This window comes from Cryobacterium sp. TMB1-7 (assembly GCF_004402435.1).
Taxonomy (GTDB): domain Bacteria; phylum Actinomycetota; class Actinomycetes; order Actinomycetales; family Microbacteriaceae; genus Cryobacterium; species Cryobacterium zongtaii.
Map to the genome: position 1 here is coordinate 73,804 of NZ_SOFZ01000033.1, position 23,856 is coordinate 97,659.

The following is a 23,856-nucleotide window of genomic DNA, read 5'->3' on the forward strand; positions in this document are numbered from 1 at the left end:
GCGGCCTCCGCCGCGAGAGTTTCTCAGGAATAGGCCCGGTAGATGACCATTTGTGTCGGCGCGATTTCGAGAATGTCGCGGCTTGATAACCATTTGGCTACAGTGTCGGTTTGCTCATCTGAGCAGGGCTCTTCTGGGTAACGTGTAGACCATATACCAGCCCGTGCGATCTCACGCCGGGCCTCATCTGGAGGTCAATCTTGACAATCACGACCCGCAAGGCAACGCTCGGCGGCCTTGCCTCACTCGGCGTTCTCGCTCTGCTCGCGGCGTGTGCGCCGGCCCCCACCGAGGACGGCAGCGGCGACGCTGCCACATCGGACTTCCTGCCCTGCATCGTCTCCGACTTCGGTGGCTTCGACGACAAGTCCTTCAACCAGTCCAGCTTCGAGGGCATCTCCCAGGCCTCCGAGGAGCTCGGCGTCGAGTTCAAGCAGGCCGAGTCCACCTCTGAGGACCAGTACACGGGCAACGTGACCAGCATGGTCGACCAGGGTTGCAACTTCATCCTCACCGTCGGTTTCGCCCTGGCCAACGCCACCCGCGACGCGGCCCAGGAGAACAGCGATGTGCAGTTCGCCCTCATCGACTCCACCCTCTCCAACGACGACTTCAGCCCGCTGACGCTCGAGAACGTGAAGCCGGTCGTCTACGACACCGCGCAGGCAGCATTCCTGGCCGGCTACCTGGCCGCAGGAACCACCAAGACCGGCACCGTCGGCACCTTCGGTGGCATGCAGTACCCGTCGGTCACCATCTTCATGGACGGCTTCGCCGACGGCATCGCCTACTACAACACCGAAAAGGGCACCGACGTCAAGCTCACCGGCTGGTCGAAGGAATCCCAGGAGGGCCTGTTCGCCGGTGGCTTCGATGACATCAGCGCCGGCAAGACCCTCAGCCAGGGCCTGATCGACGCCGGTGCGGACATCATCCTCCCGGTCGCCGGCCCGCTCTTCCAGGGCACCGCACAGGCCATCGCCGAGTCCGGCAAGGACGTCGCCATCGTCGGTGTCGACAGCGACCTGTTCGAGACCACGCCCGAGTTCGCCGCGCTGTACCTCACCTCCATCATGAAGTCGATGACGGATGCGACCGACGCGATCATCACCGACGCGGCAAACGGCGAATTCAGCTCCGACCCGTACATCGGAACCCTCGAGAACGAGGGTGTCGGCCTGGCCCCGCTGCACGACTGGGAGTCCAAGGTTGACCCCGCCCTGGTCACCGAGATCGACGACCTCAAGGCACAGATCATCAGCGGCGACATCGTCGTGACCAGCGACGCCACGCCCAAGTAACACCCCGTTTCACCCAGCACCACCGTGTAGCAGTACCGCCCCACAGGGCACCGGGGAGGCCAGCCATGCTGGCCTCCCCGTTTCGTTGCGTGGTGTCGCCGGGGCGTAGAGCCACGCCCGCCCGGCACCTCAATAGAATCGACACTATGAAGCTCGAACTTCGCGGCATTACGAAGAGATTCGGTGCCCTTGTTGCCAATGACGACATCAACCTCACCATCGAGGAGGGAGAGATCCACGCCTTGCTCGGCGAGAACGGGGCCGGTAAATCAACGTTGATGAACGTTCTCTACGGCCTGTACCGGGCCGAAGAGGGCGAGATCCTCCTCGATGACGTGCCGCAGCACTTCGCCGGACCCGGCGATGCGATGGCCTCCGGCATCGGCATGGTGCACCAGCACTTCATGCTGATCCCCGTGTTCACCGTGGCCGAGAACGTGATGCTCGGCCACGAACAGGTCAAGGCCGGCGGCAGGCTCGACCTCGCCGCCGCGCGCACCCGGGTGCGGGAGATCTCGGAGCGCTTCGGGTTCGACGTCGATCCCGACGCCCTCGTGGAGTCCCTGCCCGTCGGTGTGCAGCAGCGGGTGGAGATCATCAAGGCGCTCTCCCGCGACGCGAAGGTGCTCGTCTTCGACGAACCGACCGCCGTGCTCACCCCGCAGGAAACCGACGAGCTGATGAACATCATGCGCCAGCTCAAGGCCGCGGGCACCTCCATCGTCTTCATCACGCACAAGCTGCGGGAGGTGCGCGAGGTCGCCGACCGGATCACCGTCATCCGCCTGGGCAAGGTCGTCGGCACCGCCTCGCCGACCGCGAGCAACGAAGAACTCGCCACCCTGATGGTGGGCCGCGCCGTCGACCTGACCGTGGACAAGGCGCCCGCCACCCCCGGAGCCCCGGCGCTGGTGGTGACGAACCTCACCGTGATCGACCCTCTCGGCCAGATCCTCGTCAACGACGTCAGCTTCGACGTCAAGGCGGGCGAGATCCTCGCCATCGCCGGCGTGCAGGGCAACGGCCAGACCGAACTGACCGAGGCTCTGATGGGGCTGCAGCCCCGCGTCGTCGGCGAGATCAGCCTCGACGGCACGTCCCTTCGCGGCCACTCGGTTCGTCAGGTGCTCGACGCCGGGGTCGGCTTCGTACCGGAGGACCGCACCAGGGACGGCCTCGTCGGCGGGTTCACCATCGCCGAGAACCTGATGCTGGACCGCGCCAACAAGCTCCCGTTCGTCAAACGGTTCAACCTGCAGCTGTCCTACCTCGCCGACTTCGCCCGCACCAAGGTGACGGAGTTCGACGTGCGGTCCCAGGGCATCGAAACGCCCGTCGGCCGCCTGTCCGGCGGCAACCAGCAGAAGGTCGTGCTCGCCCGCGAACTCAGCCGTGACCTGCGGCTCTTCGTCGCGGCTCAGCCCACCCGCGGCCTCGATGTCGGCTCGATCGAATTTGTGCACGAACGCATCGTGGCGACCCGCGACGGCGGCACCCCGGTCATCGTGATCTCCACCGAACTCGACGAGGTCGCCGCCCTCGCCGACCGGATCATGGTGATGTACCGCGGCCGCATTGTCGGCATCGTCCCCGGCGACACCCCCCGATCCGTTCTGGGTCTCATGATGGCGGGCGAAACCCCCGCAGAAGGAGCCGCAGCATGAGCGCCGCTCAGCAGCCCACCCCGACCCCGGCACCGGCGAAGTCGCCGGAACCGGACGAATCCTCCCGCTGGCACAACGTCTTCCGGGAGATCACCACCGGCAACGCCATAATCTCGGTGTTGGCGGTGCTGCTGGCGCTGCTCGTGGGCGCCGTGATGATCGCGTTCACGAACGCGAACGTGCAGGAGAGCGCGGGGTACTTCTTCTCGAGGCCCGGCGACATGCTCTCCGCCGCCTGGGACGCGGTGTCCGGCGCCTATTCCGCGCTGTTCCAGGGTTCGGTGTACAACTTCCGTCGTCCGAGCTTCGCCGACGGCATCCGGCCGTTCACCGAGACCCTCACCTACGCCACCCCGCTGATCGCGGCCGGCCTCGGTGTCGCGCTCGGTTTCCGGGTGGGCCTGTTCAACATCGGCGGGCGCGGCCAGATGCTCATCGCCGCGACTCTGGGCGGCTGGGTGGCCTTCGCGGTTGACCTGCCCGCCGGCATCCACCTGATCGCCGCACTCGTCGCCGGCGTGCTGGGCGGGGCCCTGTGGGGCGGCCTGGTCGGCCTGCTCAAGGCCCGCACCGGCGCGCACGAGGTGATCACCACGATCATGCTCAACTACGTGGCGTTCTACCTGGTCAGCTTCCTGCTGCGCGACGGGTTCCTCAAGACCCCGGGGTCGAACAACCCCAAGAGTCCGGCCAGCAAGGAGACCGCGGTCTACTTCGACCTACTCGGCCCGGACTACAACTTGCACTTCGGCTTCATCCTGGTGATCGCCGCCACGGTGTTCACCTGGTGGCTGCTCGCCCGCTCCAACCTGGGCTTCAAGTTCCGCGCCGTCGGCGAGAACCCCAACGCCGCCAAGGTGGCCGGCATCAGCGTGCAGCGCATGTACGTCTACGCGATGCTGTTCTCCGGCGGTCTGGTCGGCCTGGCCGGCATCAACCAGGTGCTGGGCACCACCACCAGCGGCTTCGGTGCCGGCATCGACTCCGGGATCGGTTTCGACGCCATCACGGTGGCCCTGCTGGGCCGCTCCAAGCCGTGGGGCGTGTTCGCCGCGGGCATCCTGTTCGGCGCGTTCAAGGCCGGCAGCTTCTCGATGCAGGCCGCCGAGGGCGTGCCCATCGACATCGTGCTCGTTGTGCAGTCGCTCATCGTGCTCTTCATCGCCGCGCCGCCGCTGGTGCGCGCGATCTTCAGGCTCCCGGCGCCCGGAGCGCCCCGCCGCAGACCGGTTCCCAACGTTTCCCAGGAGGTGGCGGCGAAATGAGCACCATCGCTCCAGTGAACCAGCCCACCCAGCCCACCGGACCCGAGGAGGGTCCGGCGACCGCGGTCATCAAGAGCTGGAAGGTGCCGATCATCCTCGGCGTCTTCACGGTCCTCGGTTTCCTGCTGATGGTGGTCTTCGGCCGCACCGGCACCAGCACCATGGTGCTCTCCACCTCCAGCGACCTGATCCAGCTGCCAGACGTGCTGCTGCCCACCCTGCCGACCGGCATCGTGATCAGCATCCTGCTGGCCGCCATCACCGGGCTAAGCGCCTGGATGGTGCAGACCCGCCGCAAGGTTCCGCTCTGGCTGATCTCGGTTTTCGCCGTGCTGCTCCTGATCGGCTTCCTCACCTGGGCCTCCGCCGACGAACGCATCCCGGTGCCCGGCCTGTTGTTCGGCTCGCTGAGCCTGGCCGTCCCGCTGATCTTCGGCGCCCTCGGCGGCGTCATCTCCGAACGTGTCGGCGTGGTCAACGTGGCGATCGAGGGCCAGCTGCTGGCCGGTGCGTTCACCTCCGCGATCGTGGCCTCGATCACCCAGCAGCCGCTGCTCGGCCTGCTCGCGGCGATGGTGGCCGGTGTGCTGGTGTCGTTTGTGCTCGCGGCGTTCTCGATCAAGTACTTCGTCGACCAGGTCATCGTCGGTGTGGTGCTCAACGTCCTCGTCACCGGCCTCACCGGGTTCCTGTTCTCCGAGCTCCTCGCCCCGAACGCGGCCACGCTCAACCAGCCGCCCAAATTCGAGCGCATCAACATCCCGCTGCTCAGCGAGATCCCGATCGTCGGGCCGGTCTTCTTCCGGCAGACCCTGATCGTGTACATCATGTACATCGCCGTCGCCGCGGTGTACTTCGGGATCTTCCACACCAAGTGGGGCCTCCGGCTCCGCGCGGTGGGCGAGCACCCGCAGGCCGCTGACACCGTGGGCATCAACGTCACCGGTACCCGGTTCTGGAACGTGTCCCTCGCCGGCGCCGTCGCCGGCCTCGGTGGCGCGTACTTCACCCTGGGGTCGGTGGGTGCGTTCGGCAAAGAAATGACCGCCGGTGCCGGCTTCATCGCCCTCGCGGCGGTGATCTTCGGCCGGTGGGACCCGATCCGGGCCACCCTCGCGGCGCTGCTGTTCGGCTTCGCCAGCAACCTGCAGAACGTGTTGAGCATCATCGGTTCGCCGGTGCCCAGCGAGTTCATGCTGATGCTGCCCTACCTGGTCACCATCTTCGCCGTGGCGGGCCTGGTGGGCCAGTCGCGGGGCCCGGCCGCATCCGGAAAGCCGTATATAAAATCATGACGAACCTGACTGCGAATTCCGGCGACACAACACCCGAGTCCGGCGACATCGACTGGGGTGTGCTGCGCAGCGCTGCCACCGAAGCGATGACCCACGCCTACGTGCCCTACTCGAAGTTCCCGGTCGGGGCGGCCGCCCTCGTTTCCGACGGCCGGGTGATCAGCGGGTGCAACGTGGAGAACGCCTCCTACGGGCTCACTCTCTGCGCGGAATGCGCGCTGGTGAGCGTGCTGCACCTCACCGGCGGCGGCCAGCTCGTCGCGTTCAGCTGCGTCGACGGCAACGGCAACACGCTGATGCCGTGCGGCCGCTGCCGCCAACTGCTCTACGAACACTCGGCACCAGGCATGCTGTTGGAGACCGTCTCCGGCGTGCGCACCATCGACGAGGTCCTGCCGGACGCCTTCGGGCCCCGCCAGCTCGCCGCCTACAGGGAAGACAACTCATGAGCTCCACCCCCGCCCGCACCATCGAAGCCTTCGACGCCGTCGACCTGATCCACGCCAAGCGTGACAAGGGCGAGCTGTCGACTCCACAGATCGACTGGCTGATCGACGCGTACACCCGCGGCTACGTCGGCGACGAGCAGATGGCCGCGATGACCATGGCGATCTTCCTCAACGGCATGTCCCGCCGGGAGATCCGCGACATGACCATGGCCATGATCAACTCCGGCGAGCGGATGAGCTTCACGGGCCTGGGCAAACCGACCACGGACAAGCACTCCACCGGCGGTGTCGGCGACAAGATCACCCTGCCGCTGATGCCCCTCGTCGCGGTCTTCGGCGCGGCCGTGCCGCAGCTCTCCGGCCGTGGCCTCGGTCACACCGGCGGCACCCTGGACAAGCTCGAGTCCATCCCGGGCTGGCGCGCCAACCTCAGCAACGAGGAAATGTTCCAGCAGCTGCAGGACGTCGGCGGCGTCATCTGCGCCGCCGGCAGCGGTCTGGCTCCGGCCGACGGCAAGCTGTATGCGCTCCGCGACACCACCGGCACCGTCGAAGCGATCCCGCTGATCGCCTCGTCGATCATGTCCAAGAAGATCGCCGAGGGCACCGGTGCGTTGGTGCTCGACGTGAAGTTCGGCTCCGGCGCGTTCCTGAAGGACATCGACCGGTCCCGCGAGCTGGCCCGCACCATGGTCGCCCTCGGCGAGGACGCCGGGGTGGCCACCTCCGCGCTGCTGACCAACATGAACGTGCCGCTCGGCCTGGCCATCGGCAACGCCAACGAGGTGCGCGAGTCCCTCGAGGTGCTCGCCGGCGGCGGCCCCGCCGATGTGGTGGAGCTCACCGTGGCCTTGGCCCGCGAGATGCTGGCCCTGGTCGGCCAGAAGGACGTCGACGTCGAGGCGGCCCTGACGGACGGTCGCGCGATGGACAAGTGGCGGGCGGTCATCCGTGCCCAGGGCGGCGACCCGGATGCCGCGATGCCCGTGGCGCGCGAGACCCACGTGGTGCTCGCCGACCGTGACGGCGTGCTCGTCGAGCAGCAGGCGCTGCCGTTCGGCATCGGCGCCTGGCGCCTGGGCGCCGGCCGCGCCCGCAAGCAGGACCCGGTGCAGCACGCCGCCGGCATCGACCTGCACGCCAAGCCCGGCGACACCGTCCGCAAGGGCGAGCCACTGTTCACCCTCAGCGCCGACGAGCCGGAGCGCTTCGCCCGGGCCCTCGAGGCCGTCGAGGGCGCCTGGCGCATCGGCGACCCCGGCGAGCCCGTCCTCGACGGCGGCCCCCTGATCGCCGAGCGCATCGGCAACTAGCCCAGTACCCGCAGGCCCGGCCCCGCCGACTTGCCGCAAAAACCCCCTTCCGCCGAGCCGAAGGGGGTTTTTGGCGCAAGTCGCTGGCGGCGCATCCGCCGACTTGCCGCACATTGCCACTTACCTCGCGGCGAGGCGCTCATTTGCGGCAAGTGGGTGAGTGCGCGCGCGTCACGTGGGGCGGCTGCCGGGACGCCAGCCGCGGGAACGCAGCGCCTGGTCGAGCCGGGAGAGGACTTCGGCATCCGGGGTTTCCTTGAGCACCCTGATGACCCGCCAATCCTCGGCCATCACACCGTCCAACCTGTCGACATCACGGGCGAACTGCACGTCGTCCGTGCGGTGCTGCTCGCCGTCGTATTCGACAAGGACCCGGTACCGCAGGTAGACCAGATCACCGCGCACCCGGCGCCGCTGGTATCGCAGCGGCAGGTACACGTTGGTCTCCGGTTCCGGCAGGCCCGCCCGCACGATCAGGAGCCGAAGCCGGGTCTCCTGGCGCGACTCAACTCGGGGTCTCACCCACTCCAGCGCGGCCCGTAGCCGACGGATGCCCCGGTGGCCGGGCCGCTCGGCGACCGCCGTGCAGAGGTCTTCCGACGAGAACGGGGGATCCACCACGCCGAGGAGGTGGTCGCCGAGCGCGATGAGGTCGTCCAGCCCCATAATCGGAGCGAGTTCGCACCAGACGCTGACGGGATTCTGGACCGTGAAGCCCGAGCAGCTGGGCAGCGGTGGCGTGGCTGAAGAAGTGGCCGGTGGGCATCACCGCGGCGTAGGCCCTGGCCAGTTCCCGCACCCCGGTCGGGATGCCGGCGGCGACTCTCACGCCGTGGAACGGCGCCTGCAGGTCGGCCGACTGCAACCTCCGAGGTGTCACCCCCGCCCAGCGCGCTTCCGCGACGGTGAACCCGTCGAGAGTCAGGCTGCGGGGGAGCTCCGTTCGCTTGCGCATCCGCCCAAGATGCCATTTATTGCCGCTGCCGGTCAGAGTTATCCACCGATGGCGCCCCGCGCTGTGCTGACTTGCGGCGAAGATGCGCTTGGAGTGCGCTGAAGGGGCATTGTGAGGCACGTCGGCGGGGTTGGGCGGATGAGGCGGCTTCGGGATACGCGCCGCGCGGGCGCGATAGATTGGGGGAGTGAATATCAGCTCCGAGGAATACCTGTTGCCCGGCAGTGGCGTGAGCATCAACGCCCTGCCCAAAGTCTCCCTGCACGACCACCTCGACGGCGGTCTGCGACCGGCCACGATCCTCGAGCTGGCCGCGCCGATCGGCCTGGAGCTGCCCGCCACGACCGAGTCCGGCCTCGCCGATTGGTTCGTCAGCCAGGCCACCTCCGGCTCGCTCGCGGACTACCTCAAGACCTTCGAGATCACCGTCGGCGTCATGCAAACCCACGACGCCCTCGTGCGGGTGGCCAGGGAGTTCGTTGAAGACCTCGCCCTGGATGGCGTGATCTACGCCGAGGTGCGCTGGGCCCCCGAGCAGCACCTGGCCGGCGGGCTCAGCCTGGACCAGGCCGTCGACGCCGTGCAGGAAGGCATCGCGGCGGGCATCGAGCGGGTCGCCCAGGCCGGCATCACCATCAAGATCGGCCAGCTGATCACCGCGATGCGGCACGCCGACAGGTCCCTCGAGGTCGCCGAACTCGCCGTGCGGCACCGCGACCTCGGCGTGGTCGGCTTCGACATCGCCGGCGCCGAGGAGGGCTTCCCGGCCGGCAACCACGCCGCCGCGTTCGACTACCTGGCCCGGAACCTCTTCCCGGTCACCGTGCACGCCGGCGAGGCCGACGGGCTGGGCAGCATCCGCGGCGCCCTGTTCGACGGTCGCGCCCTGCGCCTGGGCCACGGCGTGCGCCTGGCCGAGGACATCGAAATCGGCCGGGAGGACCAGGAGAACACGTACGTGACCCTCGGCCCGCTGGCCCAGTGGGTGCGCGACAGGGAGATCCCGCTGGAGCTCAGCCCGTCGTCGAACCTCCAGACCGGCGCGATCGCCGCCTGGGGCGACGACATGCTCGACCACCCGTTCGACCTGCTCTACCAGCTCGGCTTCCGCGTCACCGTCAACACCGACAACCGGCTGATGAGCGCCACCACGCTCAGCCGCGAGCTGGCCCTGCTCACGGATGCCTTCGGCTACGACCTCGACGACCTCGAGGCCCTGCAGCTCAACGCGGCCTCCGCGGCATTCCTGCCGTTGGAGGAGCGCGAAGAACTCGCCGACGCCATCGTCGACGGTTTTGCCACCGCCTAGCCCGCCAACGCCCACGCTAGAAAGCAGCCATGTCCCTCCCACCACTTCCCCTTGACGCCATCGACGTCGGCCTGCACGTCCCCGACTGGCGGGCCGCCGTCGGCGCCGCCGGCGCGGCGCTGGAGCGATCCGGTTCCACCGCACCCGGCTACACCGAGCGCATGGTGGGTGTGATCGAGGAATTCGGCGCCTACGTGGTGATCGCGCCCGGGCTGGCCCTGGCGCACGCCCGGCCCGGCCCCGATGTGCTCACCGGGGGCCTGAGCGTCGTGACCCTCGCCGAGCCCGTGGCCTTCGGACACCCGCACAACGACCCCGTCAACGTGGTCCTGGGCCTGGCGGTGACCACGGGCGACGAGCACGTGCACTTCGTCGCCGAGCTCGCCAACGTGTTCAACGATTCGAGCATCATCCCGGCGCTGGCAGCGGCGCCGGACGCAGCATCCGTACGCTCGCTCCTGGGCATCGCGGCACCAACCGGCGCAGACGCCAGCACGGAGGAACACAAATGAAGATCGTCGCACTGTGCGGAGTCGGTATCGGCACATCCGCCATTCTCAAGGTCAACGCCGAACGCGCCCTCGAGCGCCTGGACATCGAGGCTGACGTCACCGCGGCCGACATCGCCAGCGTGAAGCTCGCCGCCGCGGACGCGCAGGTCATCCTCACCTCGTCGGAACTGGTGCCGTCGATCGGCAAGACCAATGCCGACGTCATCATCATCGACAACTTCTTCGACCTCGACGAGCTGACCGCCAAGCTCGAGATCGCACTCGGCTAGCCCGGCGCGGATGCCCGGCTGGGCATCCGCGTCCGCACCGCCGGTCAGCCGATCAGCGCGCGCATGCCCCTGTCGAGCTCGGCGAGGGCATCGGATGCGGCCTGCCGGCGTTCGGCGAGGCTGCCGACGCTGCTGTGCGTGTCGAGATACACCTTGAGCTTGGGTTCGGTGCCGCTGGGCCGCACCATCACCCGGGAGCCGTCGGCGAGCACGATCCGCAGCACATCGCTGGGCGGCAGGCCGTTGAAGCCGCCGGAGAGATCGTCGATGTGGTCCACCCGGCTGGTGCCGATCATCGCCGGCGGGCTCTCGCGCAAGCGTGCCATCACCCTCTCGATCTCGGTGAGGTCGGTGACGCGCACCGAAATCTGGCCCGAGGCGAAGTAGCCGAACTTCTCGGCGAACGCGTCGAGGTGGTCCGCGAGCGTCAAACCGTCGGCCTTGAGCTCGCTGACCAGCGAGAGCAGCGCCACGGCGGCGGAGATGCCGTCCTTGTCGCGCACGGTGCCGGGGTTGACCAGGTAGCCGAGGGCCTCTTCGAAGCCGAAGATCAGGCCGGGAGCACGGGAGACCCACTTGAACCCGGTGAGGGTGTCGGCGAACCGCAGGCCGTAGGCGTCTGCGACGGCCTTGAGCGCCGGCGTCGACACAATCGAGCAGGCCAGGGTGCCGTCGGCACCGCCGTCGCCCGGCGCGTTGGCGGCCAGCTCGGCGGCCCGCCAGCCCAGGATGGCACCGACCTCGTTGCCGCTCAGGCGACGGTAGCCCTCCGGCGCATCGGCGTCCGGGATGGCGATGGCGAGCCTGTCGGCATCCGGGTCGTTGGCGATGATCAGTTCGGCGTCGACCTCACGCGCGGTCTCGTAGGCGAGGTCCATCGCGCCGGGTTCCTCAGGGTTGGGGAACGCGACGGTGGGGAACGCCGAGTCGGGGGCGATCTGCGCGTCCACGAGGGTCGGCAGGGCGAACCCGGCGGCGTCGAGCACGCGGCGGGTGGTGTCCCACCCCACACCGTGCAGGGCCGTGTACACAACGCTCACCTGCGCGCGCGGCGACGCGCCGATGGCGGCGGTCGCATCCACGTAGGCCTGCACGACGGACTCCGGAGCGGTCTCGTACCCGGCCCGCGGCAGCTCGGTGACGAGCTGGGTGTCGGCGACGTGCTGGATCTGGGCGGCGATGGCGACGTCGTCGGGGGAGACGATCTGCGAGCCCTCATCGGAGTCGCCCAGGTAGACCTTGTAGCCGTTGTCGTTGGGCGGGTTGTGCGAAGCGGTGACCATCACACCGGCGCTGGCGCCGAGGTGGCGCACCGCGAAAGCGAGCACCGGGGTGGGGAGCAGGCGGGGCAACAGCACGGCGCGCACGCCGGCGCCGGCCATGATCGCGGCGGTGTCGGTGGCGAAGACGTGCGAGTTGCGGCGGCCGTCGTAGCCGATGACCACGGACGGGATGCTGCCGGGCCGGCTGCTCGCCGCGGCGGCGAGGAGATAGGCGGCGAGTCCGGCGGCGGCCTGGCTCACCAGAACCCGGTTCATCCGGTTGGAGCCGGCGGCGATCTCGCCGCGGAGGCCCGCGGTGCCGAACGCGAGGCGCTCGTCGAAGCGGGAGTGCAGGTCGGCAACGGCGGCCGGGTCGCGATCCTGGGCCTGCTGGATCAGCACGCGCAGCTCGGCGCGGGTCTCCGGGTCCGGGTCCTGGGCGAGCCAGTCGGTCGCGGTGACCAGCAGCAGGTTGACCGGGTCGGTGGCCGTGGTGTCCAGCACTGCCGTGGCGGCGGGCACCTCTCCGGCCGTCTCGTCCGGTCCGTCGACGGTGTTCAGCACGGCGGTCTGCGGTTCGCGTTCGTCGTCGCCGGCGTGCGCGCCGCGTGGGAGGAGCGGCTCGGCGGGGGTGCCGGGCTGGGTCGGAGTCTCGTCGCCGTGGCTCACAGTGCGGCCACGATGCTGGCGAGGAGGGCGCTGATGGTGGCTTCGGCGGCCTGGCCGGCCTCGAGCACCTCGCCGTGACTGAGCGGGGTCTTTTGAATGCCGGCGGCGAGGTTGGTGATCAGCGACATGCCGAGTACCTCCATGCCGGCCTGGCGGGCGGCGATGGCCTCCAGCGCGGTGGACATGCCCACGATGTGGCCACCGATGGCCTTGGCCATCTGCACCTCGGCGGGAGTCTCGTAGTGCGGCCCGCGGAACTGGCAGTAGACGCCTTCGTCCAGGGTGGGGTCGATGCCTCGGGCGAGGTCACGCAGCCGCTGGGAGTACAGGTCGGTGAGGTCGATGAAGGTGGCGCCCTCGAGCGGCGAGTCGGCGGTGAGGTTGATGTGGTCGCTGATCAGCACCGGGGTGCCCGGCTTCCACGTCTCGCGGATGCCGCCGGCCCCGTTGGTGAGGATCATGGTCGTCGCCCCGGTCGCGGCGGCGGTGCGCACGCTGTGCACGACCCGGCGCACGCCGTGGCCCTCGTAGTAGTGGGTGCGGGCGCCGATCACCAGGGCACGCTTGCCGCTCGAAAGCAGCACCGAGCGCAACATGCCCGCGTGGCCGGCCAGCGCCGGCGCGCTGAAACCGGTGATTTCCTGCGCGGGGATCGTGTGGGTGGTCTCGCCGATCAGGTCGGCGGCCTTGCCCCACCCGCTTCCCAGCGTCAGGGCGATGTCGTGATGGGCGACACCGGTGGCGTCGGCGATTTCTTGGGCGGCGGTGGCGGCCACGTCGAACGGGTTGGTTTCCGGCGCGTCAAGAGGATTGATCTCGGTCGTGAGCATCCTCCTACTCTAATTGCCTGCGGGGCAGCCGTGGTTTGGTGGGTCGCGCGGTGCAGGACAGAATAAGTGAATGCCTTACGAGTTCGAACGAAAACAACGCATCATTATCATCGGTGGCGGCCCCGGCGGATACGAAGCGGCACTCGCCGGCGCGCAGCAGGGCGCAGAGGTGACCCTGATCGAACGGGTCGGCGTCGGCGGTGCCGCGGTGCTCACCGACGTCGTTCCGTCGAAGTCGCTGATCGCCACCGCGGAAGCGTCGAACTCGATCCGTGAGGCCAACGACCTGGGCGTGCAGTTCTTCGTGCGCGACGCCAAGGGCAAGCCGCTGCACCCCGAGGTCGCGATCAACCTCGCCGCGGTGAACAAGCGCCTGCTCGCGCTGGCCAGGGAGCAGTCCGAGGACATGCGGGAGACCCTGGTCAAGGCCGGCGTCAAGCTGCAGAGCGGCCACGGCCGGCTGGACGGCCGCGACGCGGTCATCGTGTCCACCGGAGACGACGGCTCAGGCACCGATTTCGACCGGATCGAGGCCGACACCATCGTGCTGTCGGTGGGCGCGAGCCCCCGCACGATGCCCACGATGATGCCCGACGGCGAGCGGATTCTCACCTGGACCCAGCTGTACAACCTCAAGTCGGTGCCCAAACACCTCATCGTCGTCGGCTCCGGCGTCACCGGCGCGGAGTTCGCCTCCGCCTACCGGGCCCTGGGCGCCGAGGTCACCCTCGTCTCCAGCCGCGACCAGGTGCTGCCCGGCGAAGACGTCGACGCCGCCGCCGTGATTGAGAACGTGTTCAAGCGCAACGGCATGGTGGTGCTGAACAAGTCCCGCGCCGCCACCGCCGAACGCACCGACACCGGCGTGCTGGTGACCCTCACCGACGGCCGCACCGTCGAGGGCAGCCACTGCCTGATCGCCGTCGGCGCCGTGCCGAACACCCAGGGCCTGGGCCTGGCCGAGGCCGGCGTTCAGCTGGACGAGTCCGGCCACATCCGGGTGAATCGGGTGGCGCGCACCTCGATCCCCAACATCTACGCCGCGGGCGACTGCACCACGGAGATGCCGTTGGCGTCCGTCGCATCCATGATGGGCCGCACTGCGGTTTACCACGCCATGGGCGACGCGGTGAACCCGATCGAGATCCGCAATGTGGCGGCCAACATCTTCACGCAGCCGGAGATCGCGACAGTCGGCTGGACCCAGAAGGAGATCGAGGAGGGTGTGCGCCGCGGCGAGGTGTACAAGATGCCGCTCGAGTCGAACCCGCGCGCCAAGATGATGGGCATCAAGGACGGCTTCGTCAAGCTGATCGCCTCCCGCGGCACCGGCACCGTCATCGGCGGCGTCATCGTGGGCCCCAAGGCCAGCGAACTGATCTTCCCGCTCACCCTCGCGGTCGAGCACGGCCTCACCGTCGACGAGGTCGCCGAGGCGTTCACCGTCTACCCGTCGTTGACCGGGTCCATCACGGATGCCGCACGCGCGATGCACAAGGTGCACTACTGACCCGGCACCCCGGCCGCATCCGCGACTAACTGTCGCCCGTGCGGACACCTGCGCCCGGTACGCCGGGCGCAGGTGTCCGGTTCGGGCACAGTTGCGCAGCTGGGGGTGTCAGCCGACGGTCATGAGCAGGTGGCCCGAGGAGACCGTCGAGCCGACAGCGGCGCCGATGACCCCGACCACGCCGTCCTTGTGCGCGGTGAGCGGCTGTTCCATCTTCATGGCCTCCAGCACCAGCAGCAGGTCGCCCTTGACGACGGTGTCGCCCTCCGTGACGAGGATCTTCACGATGGTGGCCTGCATGGGCGCCTTGACGGCATCGCCCGTTGCGGTGTTCACCGAGTGAGCGGCGGTCCGACGGCGCGGGGCCGGCCCGGCGGTCTTCTCCGACGCGGTACCGGGCAGCAGCTTGCTGGGCAGGCTCACCTCGATGCGGCGGCCGTCCACCTCGACGACCACGCTGTGCCGGGCGTCGGAGCGCGGACGGTCCTCGACGGTGCCGCTCCAGGGGGCAATGGTGTTCTCGAACTCGGTCTCGATCCAGCGGGTGTAGATCGAGAACGGGGCGCCGTCGGCGGGGGCGAAGGCCGGGTCGCGCACGATCATGCGGTGGAACGGCAGCACTGTGGGCAGGCCGGCCACCTCGAACTCGTCGAGGGCGCGGCGGGCGCGTTCCAGGGCCTGTTCCCGGGTGGCGCCGGTGACGATGAGCTTGGCCAGCAGCGAGTCGAACGAGCCGGAGATCTCGTCGCCGGACTGCACGCCGCTGTCGACGCGCACGCCGGGGCCGCCGGCGGCCCTGAACACGTGCACCGGGCCGGGGGCGGGCATGAAGCCGCGGCCGGCGTCCTCACCGTTGATGCGGAACTCGAACGAGTGGCCGACGGCGATGGGGTCGTCGTAGTCCAAGGTGCCGCCCTCGGCGAGCCGGAACTGCTCACGGACCAGGTCGATGCCGGTGACCTCCTCAGAGACCGGGTGTTCCACCTGCAGGCGGGTGTTCACCTCGAGGAAGGAGACCGTGCCGTCCTGGCCGATCAGGAACTCGCAGGTGCCGGCGCCGACGTAACCGACCTCCCGGAGGATGGCCTTGGACGCCCGGTACATCTCGGTCGTCTGCGCCTCGGTGAGGAACGGTGCCGGCGCCTCTTCGACGAGCTTCTGGTGGCGGCGCTGGAGGGAGCAGTCGCGGGTGGAGATCACGACGACGTTGCCGTGGGCATCCGCGAGGCACTGGGTCTCGACGTGCCGGGGCTTGTCGAGGTACTTCTCCACGAAGCACTCGCCGCGGCCGAAGGCCGTGACGGCCTCACGCACGGCGGAGTCGAACAGTTCCGGTACCTCGTCGCGGGTGCGGGCGACCTTCAGGCCGCGGCCGCCGCCGCCGAAGGCCGCCTTGATGGCCACGGGCAGGCCGTGCTGGTCGACGAAGTCGAGAACTTCGGATGCATCGGCGACGGGGTTCAGGGTGCCGGGCGCCATCGGCGCGTGCACCTTCTCGGCGATGTGCCTGGCGGACACCTTGTCGCCGAGCTGCTCGATGGCCTCTGGGGACGGGCCGATCCAGATCAGGCCGGCGTCCAGGACGGCGCGGGCGAAGGCGGCGTTCTCGGCGAGGAAGCCGTAGCCGGGGTGCACGGCGTCGGCGCCGGAGCGGCGGGCGATGGAGAGGATCTTCTCGATGACGAGGTAGGTCTCGGCGCTGGAGGTGCCGTCGAGCCCGTAGGCCTCGTCGGCGAGACGGGCGTGCAGGGCGTCCCGGTCCTGGTCGGCGTATACGGCCACCGAGAGGATGCCGCTGTCCTTTGCCGCTCGGATCACTCTGACGGCGATCTCGCCCCGGTTGGCGATGAGGACCTTCGTTATACGCGACATAGGTACTGAGCCTATTGGTCCGAACCCCCGCAATTTTGGTTCTTTCCCACAAAAACCGCGGCAAGAACACTGCGTGGGGCTACAAAGGCCCCGAAAGAACGGTCAGTCCGGTAGGGCCGAAGTGCCCGTATTCCACAGGCTCGGCCAGTCATAGCCCAACCGGAGCACCAATCTGCGCAGGGTCGGCAACGACAGTCCGACGACCGTGGACGGGTCGCCCTCGATGCGGCTGATGTACGGCGCGCCGAGGCTGTCGATGGTGAAAGCGCCCGCGACAAAGAGCGGTTCACCGGTATTGATGTAGGCGTCGAGCTCCGAATCGGTGAGGTCGTCGGCGAACGTCACGTCGGCGACGGCGACGGCACCGACGGCACGGCCGGGCCGACCGTCGATGTGCTCGATCAGCCAGTGGCCGGAATAGAGCTGCCCGGTGCGTCCGCGCTGGGTGTGCCAGCGCTCCCTGGCACGCTCGCTGGTGTGCGGCTTGCCGTAGATCACACCGTCGAGGACGAAGACCGAGTCCCCGCCGAGGATCAGCCCGTCGATGCCCCGCTCGGCACCGACGGCCGCGACGGCCTGGGCCTTCGCCCGCGCCAGCAGCTCGACCACATGGTGCGGAGTCAGGGGCTCGCCCAGGCGTTCAGCCTCGGCCGCCGCGACGGCATCCTCGTCGACATCGGGCGAAATGGTGACGGGTTCGATGCCCGCCGCGCGCAGCAGCGCCAGCCGGGCGGGGGAGGTGGAGGCGAGGTAGAGGCGCATGGAACCCTTCAGGCGGCAGGCAGATGTGGGATGCTCATTCAATGGGCACCAACACTAATCGTCAGGCAAGTCAGAGCACTCCAGAGGGCGAGATCGGCACCGAACTCGACCTCGATATCACCAACGTAGCCCACGGCGGCATCTTCGTTGCCCGGCACGAGGGCCGTGTGGTCTTCGTCAGCGACACCCTCCCGGGTGAACGGGTGCGCGTCAGGCTCACCGACGCGAACAAGAAGAGCTTCTGGCGGGCCGAGACCGTCGAGGTCCTGGACGCGGCCCCCGAACGTCAGCCGCACATCTGGGCCGCAGCGGCCATCGACCGGGACCCTGCCGACCGTGCCGGCGGCGCCGAATTCGGCCACATCGAACTGGGCCACCAGCGCGAGCTCAAGCGCCAGGTCCTCACCGATGCACTGCACCGGATGGCCGGACTCGACAGCGATGTCACCGTCGAGGCCGTGCCGGTGGCAGCGGATGCTTCGCCGGGCGACGCCATGGACGGCACCGGCTGGCGCACCCGGGTGCGCCTGCATGTCACGGAGACCGGCATCGTCGGCCCGTACGCCGCCCGCTCGCACCGGGTGATCCCCGTCGACGACCTGCCGCTGGCCGTACACGCCCTCGAAATGGCCGCGCCGCTGGACAAGCTGTTCGCCGGCGCCGCATCCGTCGACGTCGTCGCCCCCAGCGTCGGTGAAGTGCAGATCCTGGTCGCCGAGCAGGACGACAAGGGCCGCCGGCGCCGCACCGCGCCAAAACCGATCACCGAGCGGGTCGGCGACCGTGAGTTCCGGCTCGACGCCGCCGGTTTCTGGCAGGTGCACGCGCGTGCCGCGGAGACCCTGTTCGCCGCCGTGCAGGACGCCATCGACCCGGACCTGTTCGACCCCAAGGCCGCCAACCTCGACCTGTACGGCGGTGTGGGGCTGCTCGCCGCCGCCGTCGCCGACAGGTTCGGTTCCGACGTGCGCATCACCTCGGTGGAGAGCGACGCCCAGGCCACCGAGAACGCCGGCGCTAACCTCGCCGAGTGGGTCGGCGCCACCGCGCAGACCGGCAGGGTGGACACATTCCTGGCCGGACTCACCCGCGACGCCGACGCTGCCGAACGGGCACGTCTGCAGGCAGCCACCGTGGTGCTCGACCCGCCGCGATCCGGCGCCGGCGGCGAAGTCGTCGACACCCTGGCGTTCCTCGCGCCGGCCCAGGTGGTCTACGTCGCCTGCGATCCGGTGGCCCTGGCCCGCGACGTCGCCCTCTTCGCCGGGCTCGGGTACACGCTGCGGAGCCTGCGCGCCTTCGACCTGTTCCCCAACACCCACCACGTCGAAGCCGTCGCCCTGCTCACCAGATAGCTAGTCTTAGCACCAAGAACGAAGACGAGAGATGACAACTGTGACCGTGACCGAGCCTGACACCGCGACCGACCTGGCCGACCGCCCCGTACGCGTGGGCATCGCCGACGACCATGAGTCGGTGCGGCTGGGCCTCAAGGCCGCCTGTGAGAACACCGGCTTCGAGGTGGTCTTCGAGGCCGCGACGGTACGCGAACTCGTCGACGGCATCGCCGGTCGCCCGGTGGATGTGATCGTGCTCGACCTGTCCCTCGGCGACGGGTCCCTCGTCACCGACAACGTGCACCTGGCCCGCGGTACCGGCGCGTCGGTGTTGGTGCACAGCATCGCCGACAGGGTCGCCCTGGTCCGTGAGGGCCTGGCCGCCGGCGCTGCCGGCGTCATCCCCAAGTCGTCGCCGACGACCACGGTGATGGCCGCCGTCGCCTCCGTGGCCCGCGGTGACGTGCTCAACAACCTCGAGTGGGCCACCGCCATCGACGCCGACCGGGACTTCGCCAAGGCCCAACTGGGCCGCCGTGAACGCGACGTGCTGCACCTCTACGCCTCCGGCCTGCCGCTGAAGATGGTGGCGATGCAGCTGGGCATCGCCCACTCCACGGCCCGGGAGTACCTCGACCGCATCCGCGTGAAGTACGTCGAGGTGGGCCGCCCGGCACCCACGAAGGTCGACCTGTTACGCAGGGCCGTGGAAGACGGCATCCTGCCGGGTCTCGACCTGGAAGGCGGGGATGGGCGCTCCTAGTCCGGCCGAGGTCGTGCCGGTCCGGTCGTTCAGGCTGTCGCCGGGCCGTGTCGCACCCGACCAGCTCGGTGCCGACCTCCTCAACGAATCCAAGCAGCCGCGCAAGCCCATCAGTCGCGCGCAGATCGAGCGGGTGGTCTCGCGGGCCGCCGGCGGCGTGGGCCTGATCTTCGCCCTGCAGACCTATCCGGCGATGCTCGGCCAGCTGGACAGCCTTAAGCCCGGTCTCGGGGTGGCGCTCAGCATCGCGATCTTCGGCGGCCTGGGCGTGGCAATCATCGCCACGCTGGTGAAGAAGTACGTCAGAGTCACCAGCGGCGTGTTCGCGGGGGTGTACCTCGTCGCCCTGATCGGCTGGCCGGCGATGCTGAATACCCCGGAGGGCACCCTCGAGGGCAAGCCTTGGCTCTGGTATCTCTGCACCGTCGCGACCGGTTTCGCCGCCGTCTCGTTCTCCAAGTGGTGGGCGATGACCTACACCTTCCTGGCTCCGATCGCCTACGGCATCGTGCGGGTGCTGCCCGCAGGCGGTGGCGCCGATCCGATGCTCGGCGCCCTCGACGCCGTCTACGCGATCCTGCTCGGCCAGGTGATTCTGATCATCATCACGATGCTGCGCCAGGCCACCGCCGGGGTCGACATCGCGCAGACCAACGCGCTGTCCACGTACTCCGCCGCCGTGCGCCAGCACGCCACCGAGGTGGAACGGGTGCAGGTGGACTCCCTCGTGCACGACAGTGTCCTCGCCGCCCTGTTGTCCGCCGCCGCAGCCGGTACGCCGAAGGCGGCCGAGCTGGCTGCCACGATGGCGGAGGACGCCATCGCCCGGCTCACCGAGGCCGGTTCGCTTCCCGCAACCGACGACAGCCTGGTCCTGTTCAGCACCCTCAAGGAACGCATCCGCAAGATCGCGGACCGGTTCGACGAGCCGATCGAGTTCATCGACTGCGATGCCGAGAGGCTCAGCCTGCCCGCGCACGCGGGCGAGGCCCTCTACGCCGCCAGCGCCCAGGCGATCGTGAACAGCATCCAGCACGCCGGTGTCCCCGGCGACCCGGTGACGAGGTCGGTGCGGATGAACTCCAATCTGCTGGGCGGCTGCGTCATCGAGATCGCCGACTCCGGTGTCGGGTTCGACCCCGCCACCGTGCCCAGCGAACGCCTGGGCCTGCGGATCTCGATCCGGGAGCGGGTCGCGAAGGCCGGCGGCGTCGTCCAGGTGAACAGCAGCCCCGGCCGGGGCACGTCGATCCTGATCGAGTGGCCGCTGAGCGAGCGCGGTGGCCGCGCATGATCTCCGTCCCCCGAGGGCTGATCATCTCCCTGGCCGCCCTGTTCTCGACCTATCACGTGATCCTGGCCCTCTACTCGCTGGATGTGCCGGCGTCGCCGGTACCGGCGCTGATCGCGATCCTGCTCTACGCCGCGGCCACCGTGGCGAGCCTATGGCCGACCAGTCCGGCCCGGATGTCGCACTGGTTGGGGTTCTTCAACGTGGCCGTGTGCATCGCGGTTCCTTTGCTCGTGGGCAGCCAGTTGGACGGGTCCGTGCCCGACAACGGCTACGCCACCTGGTACGTGGCCGCCGTCGGCACCCTGATGACCATCACGGCCACGCGCAGGCGGGCGACCCTCGCCTGGGTCGGGGTGGGCTTCCTCGTCGCTCACACCGTCGTCTGGGCCGGTGCGGGCTCCCTCGCGTCGATGGGCGTCATCGGCAGCGCCGTGTGGGTGTTCGTGGCCGTGACGCTGGCCAGGGCGCTGGCCAAGGCGGGCCGGGACGCGCGGCAGTACGGCCTCGCCGAACGGGAGGCCACCGAGTGGCAGGCGGCGCAGGAAGCGCACCTGTACGAGCGTCAGGTGCGCCTGGCCCAGACCATCCGGTTGGCGGCGCCGATGCTGCGCCGCATCATCCAGGAACGCGGCACGCTCAGCGACGGGCAGCGTCTGGAGTGCCGGTACCTGGAGGCCGCGATCCGTGACGAGATCCGCGGGCGCCGGCTGCTCAACGACGCCGTACGCCGTGAGGTGATGGCGGCGCGGCGGCGCGGCGCCATCGTCACCCTGCTCGACGAGGGTGGCATCGACGACCTGGCCGGCACCGATCTGGAGGTCGTGCTGAACACTCTGGCCGACGCCATGGCCGCCACGACGGCGTCCACGATCATCGCCAGGACGGCGGCCGACGGCTCGGGGACCGCCATCACCGTGGTGGGCATCAACAGCCCTGACCCGCGGCTGAGCGCCCTCGGCCAGGACTCGCCCGACGAAGAAGTGGACCTGTGGTTGGAGATCCCGCGGGCCGTGCACGCGCCGGGCGCCTCGGCCGGCCAGCCGACCCGCCGGCACTGACCGGGCATGCGAAAGGGGACCCACCCGGGGGTGGATCCCCTTCCGACATTTCCGTGTCAGGGCGACAACCCGAATGTCGCCTAGACGCGCCCCCAACACATTCGCCTGCTTACCCTAGTCGGCGAATGATTGGTCGTGTTGCCCGAGAGCAACACCCAGCAATACCAATAATGCCGACCCGGTGATCCGCTGAAAAGTCGTCATTTAGGGGGACAACAGAGTGCGGCTCAGGCCGTGAAGCCCCGCCAGCGCTCGTCGCCCCGCGGCAGCGGCGCCCTGATGGCCCGCTGGCTGTCCTGCCAGGGGCTCGCGGGGCCGTTCGGCGTGGCCCGCAGGTTGTCCGACTCGGCGCGCAGCAGGGCCCGCAGGACGGCGGTCACCGCGGCTGCCTCCTGTTCGGAGACCCCCGTCGTGACGAAGGTGAGCTCGGCCGGGTCGAAGCCGGCGCGGTTCTCTGAGACTGTCATGGCAGCGCCGCCTACAGCGGGATGTTCCCGTGCTTCTTGGCGGGCAGGCTGGCGCGCTTGGTGCGCAGCGCCCGCAACGCCTTGACGACGGACACCCGCGTCGCGGACGGTTCGATGATCCCGTCGAGCTCGCCGCGTTCGGCGGCGAGGAACGGGCTGGCCACGTTGTAGGTGTACTCGTTGGCGAGCCGGCTGCGGACGGCAGCGACATCCTCGTTGGCCGCTTCGGCCTTCTTGATCTCGGAACGGTAGAGGATGTTCACGGCGCCCTGGCCGCCCATGACCGCGATCTCCGCGGTCGGCCAGGCCAGGTTGATGTCGGCGCCGAGCTGCTTGGAGCCCATCACGATGTAGGCGCCGCCGTAGGCCTTGCGCAGGATCACGGTGACTAGCGGCACCGTGGCCTCCGCGTACGCGTAGAGCAGCTTCGCGCCTCGACGGATCACGCCGGTCCATTCCTGGTCGGTGCCTGGCAGGAAGCCGGGAACGTCGACGAGGGTGAGGATCGGGATCGAGAACGCGTCGCAGAACCTGACGAACCTGGCGGCCTTCTCGCCGGCCTGGATGTTGAGGGTGCCGGCCATCGCGTTGGGCTGGTTGGCGACGATGCCGACGCTGCGGCCCTCGATGCGGGCGAAGCCCACCACGATGTTGGGCGCGAACAACGGCTGGGTCTCGAGGAAGTCGCCGTGGTCGACGATGTGCTCGATGACGGTCTTCACGTCGTACGGCTGGTTGGGCGAATCGGGGATCAGCGTGTTGAGCTTGAGGTCGGAATCCGTGGTCTCGAGTTCGACCTCGCTGTCGAAGACGGGTAGCTCGGCGAGGTTGTTGTCCGGCAGGAAGCCGAGCAGGGTGCGCGCGTAATCGAGGGCGTCGGACTCGTCACTGGCCAGGTAGTGCGCCACACCGGAGATGGTGTTGTGGGTCAGCGCGCCGCCAAGTTCCTCCATGCCCACGTCTTCGCCGGTGACGGTCTTGATCACGTCGGGGCCGGTGACGAACATCTGGCTGGTCTTGTCGACCATGATCACGAAGTCGGTCAGGGCGGGGGAGTACACGGCGCCGCCGGCCGCCGGGCCGCAGATGATCGAGATCTGCGGGATCACGCCGGATGCGGCGGTGTTGCGGCGGAAGATCTCGCCGTACTTGCCCAGGGCCACGACACCCTCCTGGATGCGCGCTCCACCGGAGTCGAGGATGCCGATGATGGGCACCCCGGTCTTGAGAGCCAGGTCCATCACCTTGATGATCTTCTCGCCGGCCACCTCGCCGAGCGAACCGCCGAAGATCGTGAAGTCCTGCGAGTACACGGCCACCTGACGGCCGTGGATGGTGCCGGTGCCGGTGACGACGGAGTCGCCGTACGGGCGCTTCTTCTCCATGCCGAACGCGACGGTGCGGTGCCGCACGAATTCGTCGAGTTCGACGAACGAGCCCGGATCCAGCAGCTCGGCCACCCGTTCGCGGGCGGTCATCTTGCCCTTGGCGTGCTGCTTCTCGATGGCGGCCTCGCCGCTCGCGGTCACGGCTTCGTGGTAGCGCATCTTGAGGTCGGCGAGCTTGCCAGCCGTCGTGTACAGGTCGGGTCCGGTCGGGTTCTCAGTCACGCCGTTCACTCTACCGGCCTCACCCCGCACCGCCCCCAGAGCGTGTCGGCCCGGTGCCCCACCAAACCTGGGCAGAATTGCAGGAGTTAT

The 23,856-nt window shown here is 69.0% G+C and carries 21 protein-coding genes; 14 read left to right on the forward strand and 7 right to left on the reverse strand.

Annotation, left to right across the window (positions count from 1 at the left end; genetic code table 11):
• The first annotated feature begins 200 nt into the window (after positions 1-200).
• The 6 genes from E3O60_RS17415 (at position 201) to E3O60_RS17440 (ending at position 7,287) form a co-directional block, all read left to right on the forward strand.
• On the forward strand, positions 201-1,301 hold the full coding sequence (locus E3O60_RS17415; RefSeq protein WP_088455246.1) for a BMP family protein: 1,101 nt from the start codon (positions 201-203) through the stop codon (positions 1,299-1,301).
• Between the two features lie 146 nt (positions 1,302-1,447).
• Positions 1,448-2,965, forward strand: a complete 1,518-nt coding sequence (locus tag E3O60_RS17420) for an ABC transporter ATP-binding protein (RefSeq protein WP_134498792.1) — start codon at positions 1,448-1,450, stop codon at positions 2,963-2,965.
• On the forward strand, positions 2,962-4,230 hold the full coding sequence (locus tag E3O60_RS17425) for an ABC transporter permease (RefSeq protein ID WP_103478845.1): 1,269 nt from the start codon (positions 2,962-2,964) through the stop codon (positions 4,228-4,230). Before E3O60_RS17420 ends, E3O60_RS17425 begins: the two co-directional genes overlap by 4 nt.
• A complete protein-coding gene (locus tag E3O60_RS17430) occupies positions 4,227-5,525 on the forward strand; it encodes an ABC transporter permease (RefSeq protein WP_088455249.1) in 1,299 nt (432 codons plus the stop codon). Before E3O60_RS17425 ends, E3O60_RS17430 begins: the two co-directional genes overlap by 4 nt.
• Entirely contained in the window at positions 5,522-5,974 is a 453-nt protein-coding gene (locus tag E3O60_RS17435) for a cytidine deaminase (protein WP_103461203.1), read from the forward strand. The genes E3O60_RS17430 and E3O60_RS17435 overlap by 4 nt, the downstream gene beginning before the upstream one ends.
• Positions 5,971-7,287, forward strand: a complete 1,317-nt coding sequence (locus E3O60_RS17440; protein WP_088455251.1) for a thymidine phosphorylase — start codon at positions 5,971-5,973, stop codon at positions 7,285-7,287. The genes E3O60_RS17435 and E3O60_RS17440 overlap by 4 nt, the downstream gene beginning before the upstream one ends.
• A gap of 171 nt (positions 7,288-7,458) precedes the next feature.
• On the opposite strand, the gene E3O60_RS17445 is transcribed toward E3O60_RS17440, so the two are convergent.
• Positions 7,459-7,953 (reverse strand): hypothetical protein, encoded by a 495-nt coding sequence (locus tag E3O60_RS17445; RefSeq protein ID WP_088455252.1) that lies wholly within the window; start codon positions 7,951-7,953, stop codon positions 7,459-7,461.
• Positions 7,954-8,435: 482 nt separating this feature from the next.
• Between E3O60_RS17445 and E3O60_RS17450 the strand changes: the two genes are divergently transcribed.
• The 3 genes from E3O60_RS17450 to E3O60_RS17460 are packed head-to-tail and all read left to right on the forward strand — an operon-like array spanning position 8,436 to position 10,332.
• Positions 8,436-9,551 carry an adenosine deaminase gene (locus E3O60_RS17450; RefSeq protein ID WP_370291637.1) on the forward strand — a complete coding sequence of 372 codons (1,116 nt, stop codon included), beginning with the start codon at positions 8,436-8,438 and terminating at the stop codon, positions 9,549-9,551.
• Between the two features lie 29 nt (positions 9,552-9,580).
• Complete coding sequence (locus tag E3O60_RS17455; protein ID WP_088455254.1) at positions 9,581-10,063, forward strand: PTS sugar transporter subunit IIA; 483 nt, start codon at positions 9,581-9,583, stop codon at positions 10,061-10,063.
• Positions 10,060-10,332: a PTS sugar transporter subunit IIB gene (locus E3O60_RS17460; protein WP_088455255.1), complete on the forward strand. Its 273-nt coding sequence runs from the start codon at positions 10,060-10,062 to the stop codon at positions 10,330-10,332. The genes E3O60_RS17455 and E3O60_RS17460 overlap by 4 nt, the downstream gene beginning before the upstream one ends.
• Positions 10,333-10,376: 44 nt before the next feature.
• Here E3O60_RS17460 and E3O60_RS17465 read toward each other — a convergent pair whose 3' ends face one another.
• Together E3O60_RS17465 and E3O60_RS17470 are read right to left on the reverse strand one after the other, a co-directional pair.
• Positions 10,377-12,098: a phospho-sugar mutase gene (locus E3O60_RS17465; protein ID WP_241980300.1), complete on the reverse strand. Its 1,722-nt coding sequence runs from the start codon at positions 12,096-12,098 to the stop codon at positions 10,377-10,379.
• A 161-nt stretch (positions 12,099-12,259) separates the two neighbouring features.
• Entirely contained in the window at positions 12,260-13,093 is an 834-nt protein-coding gene (locus E3O60_RS17470; RefSeq protein WP_103461198.1) for a purine-nucleoside phosphorylase, read from the reverse strand.
• Between the two features lie 70 nt (positions 13,094-13,163).
• Here E3O60_RS17470 and E3O60_RS17475 point away from each other — a divergent pair, with 70 nt between their 5' ends.
• On the forward strand, positions 13,164-14,603 hold the full coding sequence (locus E3O60_RS17475) for an NAD(P)H-quinone dehydrogenase (protein ID WP_088455257.1): 1,440 nt from the start codon (positions 13,164-13,166) through the stop codon (positions 14,601-14,603).
• A gap of 108 nt (positions 14,604-14,711) precedes the next feature.
• Here the strand turns inward: E3O60_RS17475 and E3O60_RS17480 are convergent, their stop codons facing one another.
• Together E3O60_RS17480 and E3O60_RS17485 are read right to left on the reverse strand one after the other, a co-directional pair.
• Positions 14,712-16,475 carry a biotin carboxylase N-terminal domain-containing protein gene (locus E3O60_RS17480; RefSeq protein WP_134498793.1) on the reverse strand — a complete coding sequence of 588 codons (1,764 nt, stop codon included), beginning with the start codon at positions 16,473-16,475 and terminating at the stop codon, positions 14,712-14,714.
• A 102-nt stretch (positions 16,476-16,577) separates the two neighbouring features.
• Positions 16,578-17,237: a nucleoside triphosphate pyrophosphatase gene (locus E3O60_RS17485; RefSeq protein ID WP_088455259.1), complete on the reverse strand. Its 660-nt coding sequence runs from the start codon at positions 17,235-17,237 to the stop codon at positions 16,578-16,580.
• 41 nt (positions 17,238-17,278) lie between these two features.
• On the opposite strand from E3O60_RS17485, the gene E3O60_RS17490 reads away from it, so the two are divergent.
• The 4 genes from E3O60_RS17490 to E3O60_RS17505 are packed head-to-tail and all read left to right on the forward strand — an operon-like array spanning position 17,279 to position 21,689.
• Complete coding sequence (locus E3O60_RS17490) at positions 17,279-18,592, forward strand: class I SAM-dependent RNA methyltransferase (RefSeq protein ID WP_134498795.1); 1,314 nt, start codon at positions 17,279-17,281, stop codon at positions 18,590-18,592.
• A gap of 31 nt (positions 18,593-18,623) precedes the next feature.
• Positions 18,624-19,337, forward strand: a complete 714-nt coding sequence (locus E3O60_RS17495; RefSeq protein ID WP_134498797.1) for a response regulator transcription factor — start codon at positions 18,624-18,626, stop codon at positions 19,335-19,337.
• On the forward strand, positions 19,324-20,631 hold the full coding sequence (locus tag E3O60_RS17500) for a sensor histidine kinase (RefSeq protein ID WP_241983712.1): 1,308 nt from the start codon (positions 19,324-19,326) through the stop codon (positions 20,629-20,631). Before E3O60_RS17495 ends, E3O60_RS17500 begins: the two co-directional genes overlap by 14 nt.
• Entirely contained in the window at positions 20,628-21,689 is a 1,062-nt protein-coding gene (locus E3O60_RS17505; protein ID WP_134481230.1) for a hypothetical protein, read from the forward strand. The genes E3O60_RS17500 and E3O60_RS17505 overlap by 4 nt, the downstream gene beginning before the upstream one ends.
• 227 nt (positions 21,690-21,916) lie before the next feature.
• Here the strand turns inward: E3O60_RS17505 and E3O60_RS17510 are convergent, their stop codons facing one another.
• Entirely contained in the window at positions 21,917-22,156 is a 240-nt protein-coding gene (locus E3O60_RS17510; protein ID WP_088455263.1) for an acyl-CoA carboxylase epsilon subunit, read from the reverse strand.
• Positions 22,157-22,167: 11 nt separating this feature from the next.
• Positions 22,168-23,703: an acyl-CoA carboxylase subunit beta gene (locus E3O60_RS17515; protein ID WP_088457865.1), complete on the reverse strand. Its 1,536-nt coding sequence runs from the start codon at positions 23,701-23,703 to the stop codon at positions 22,168-22,170.
• Positions 23,704-23,856: the final 153 nt, after the last annotated feature.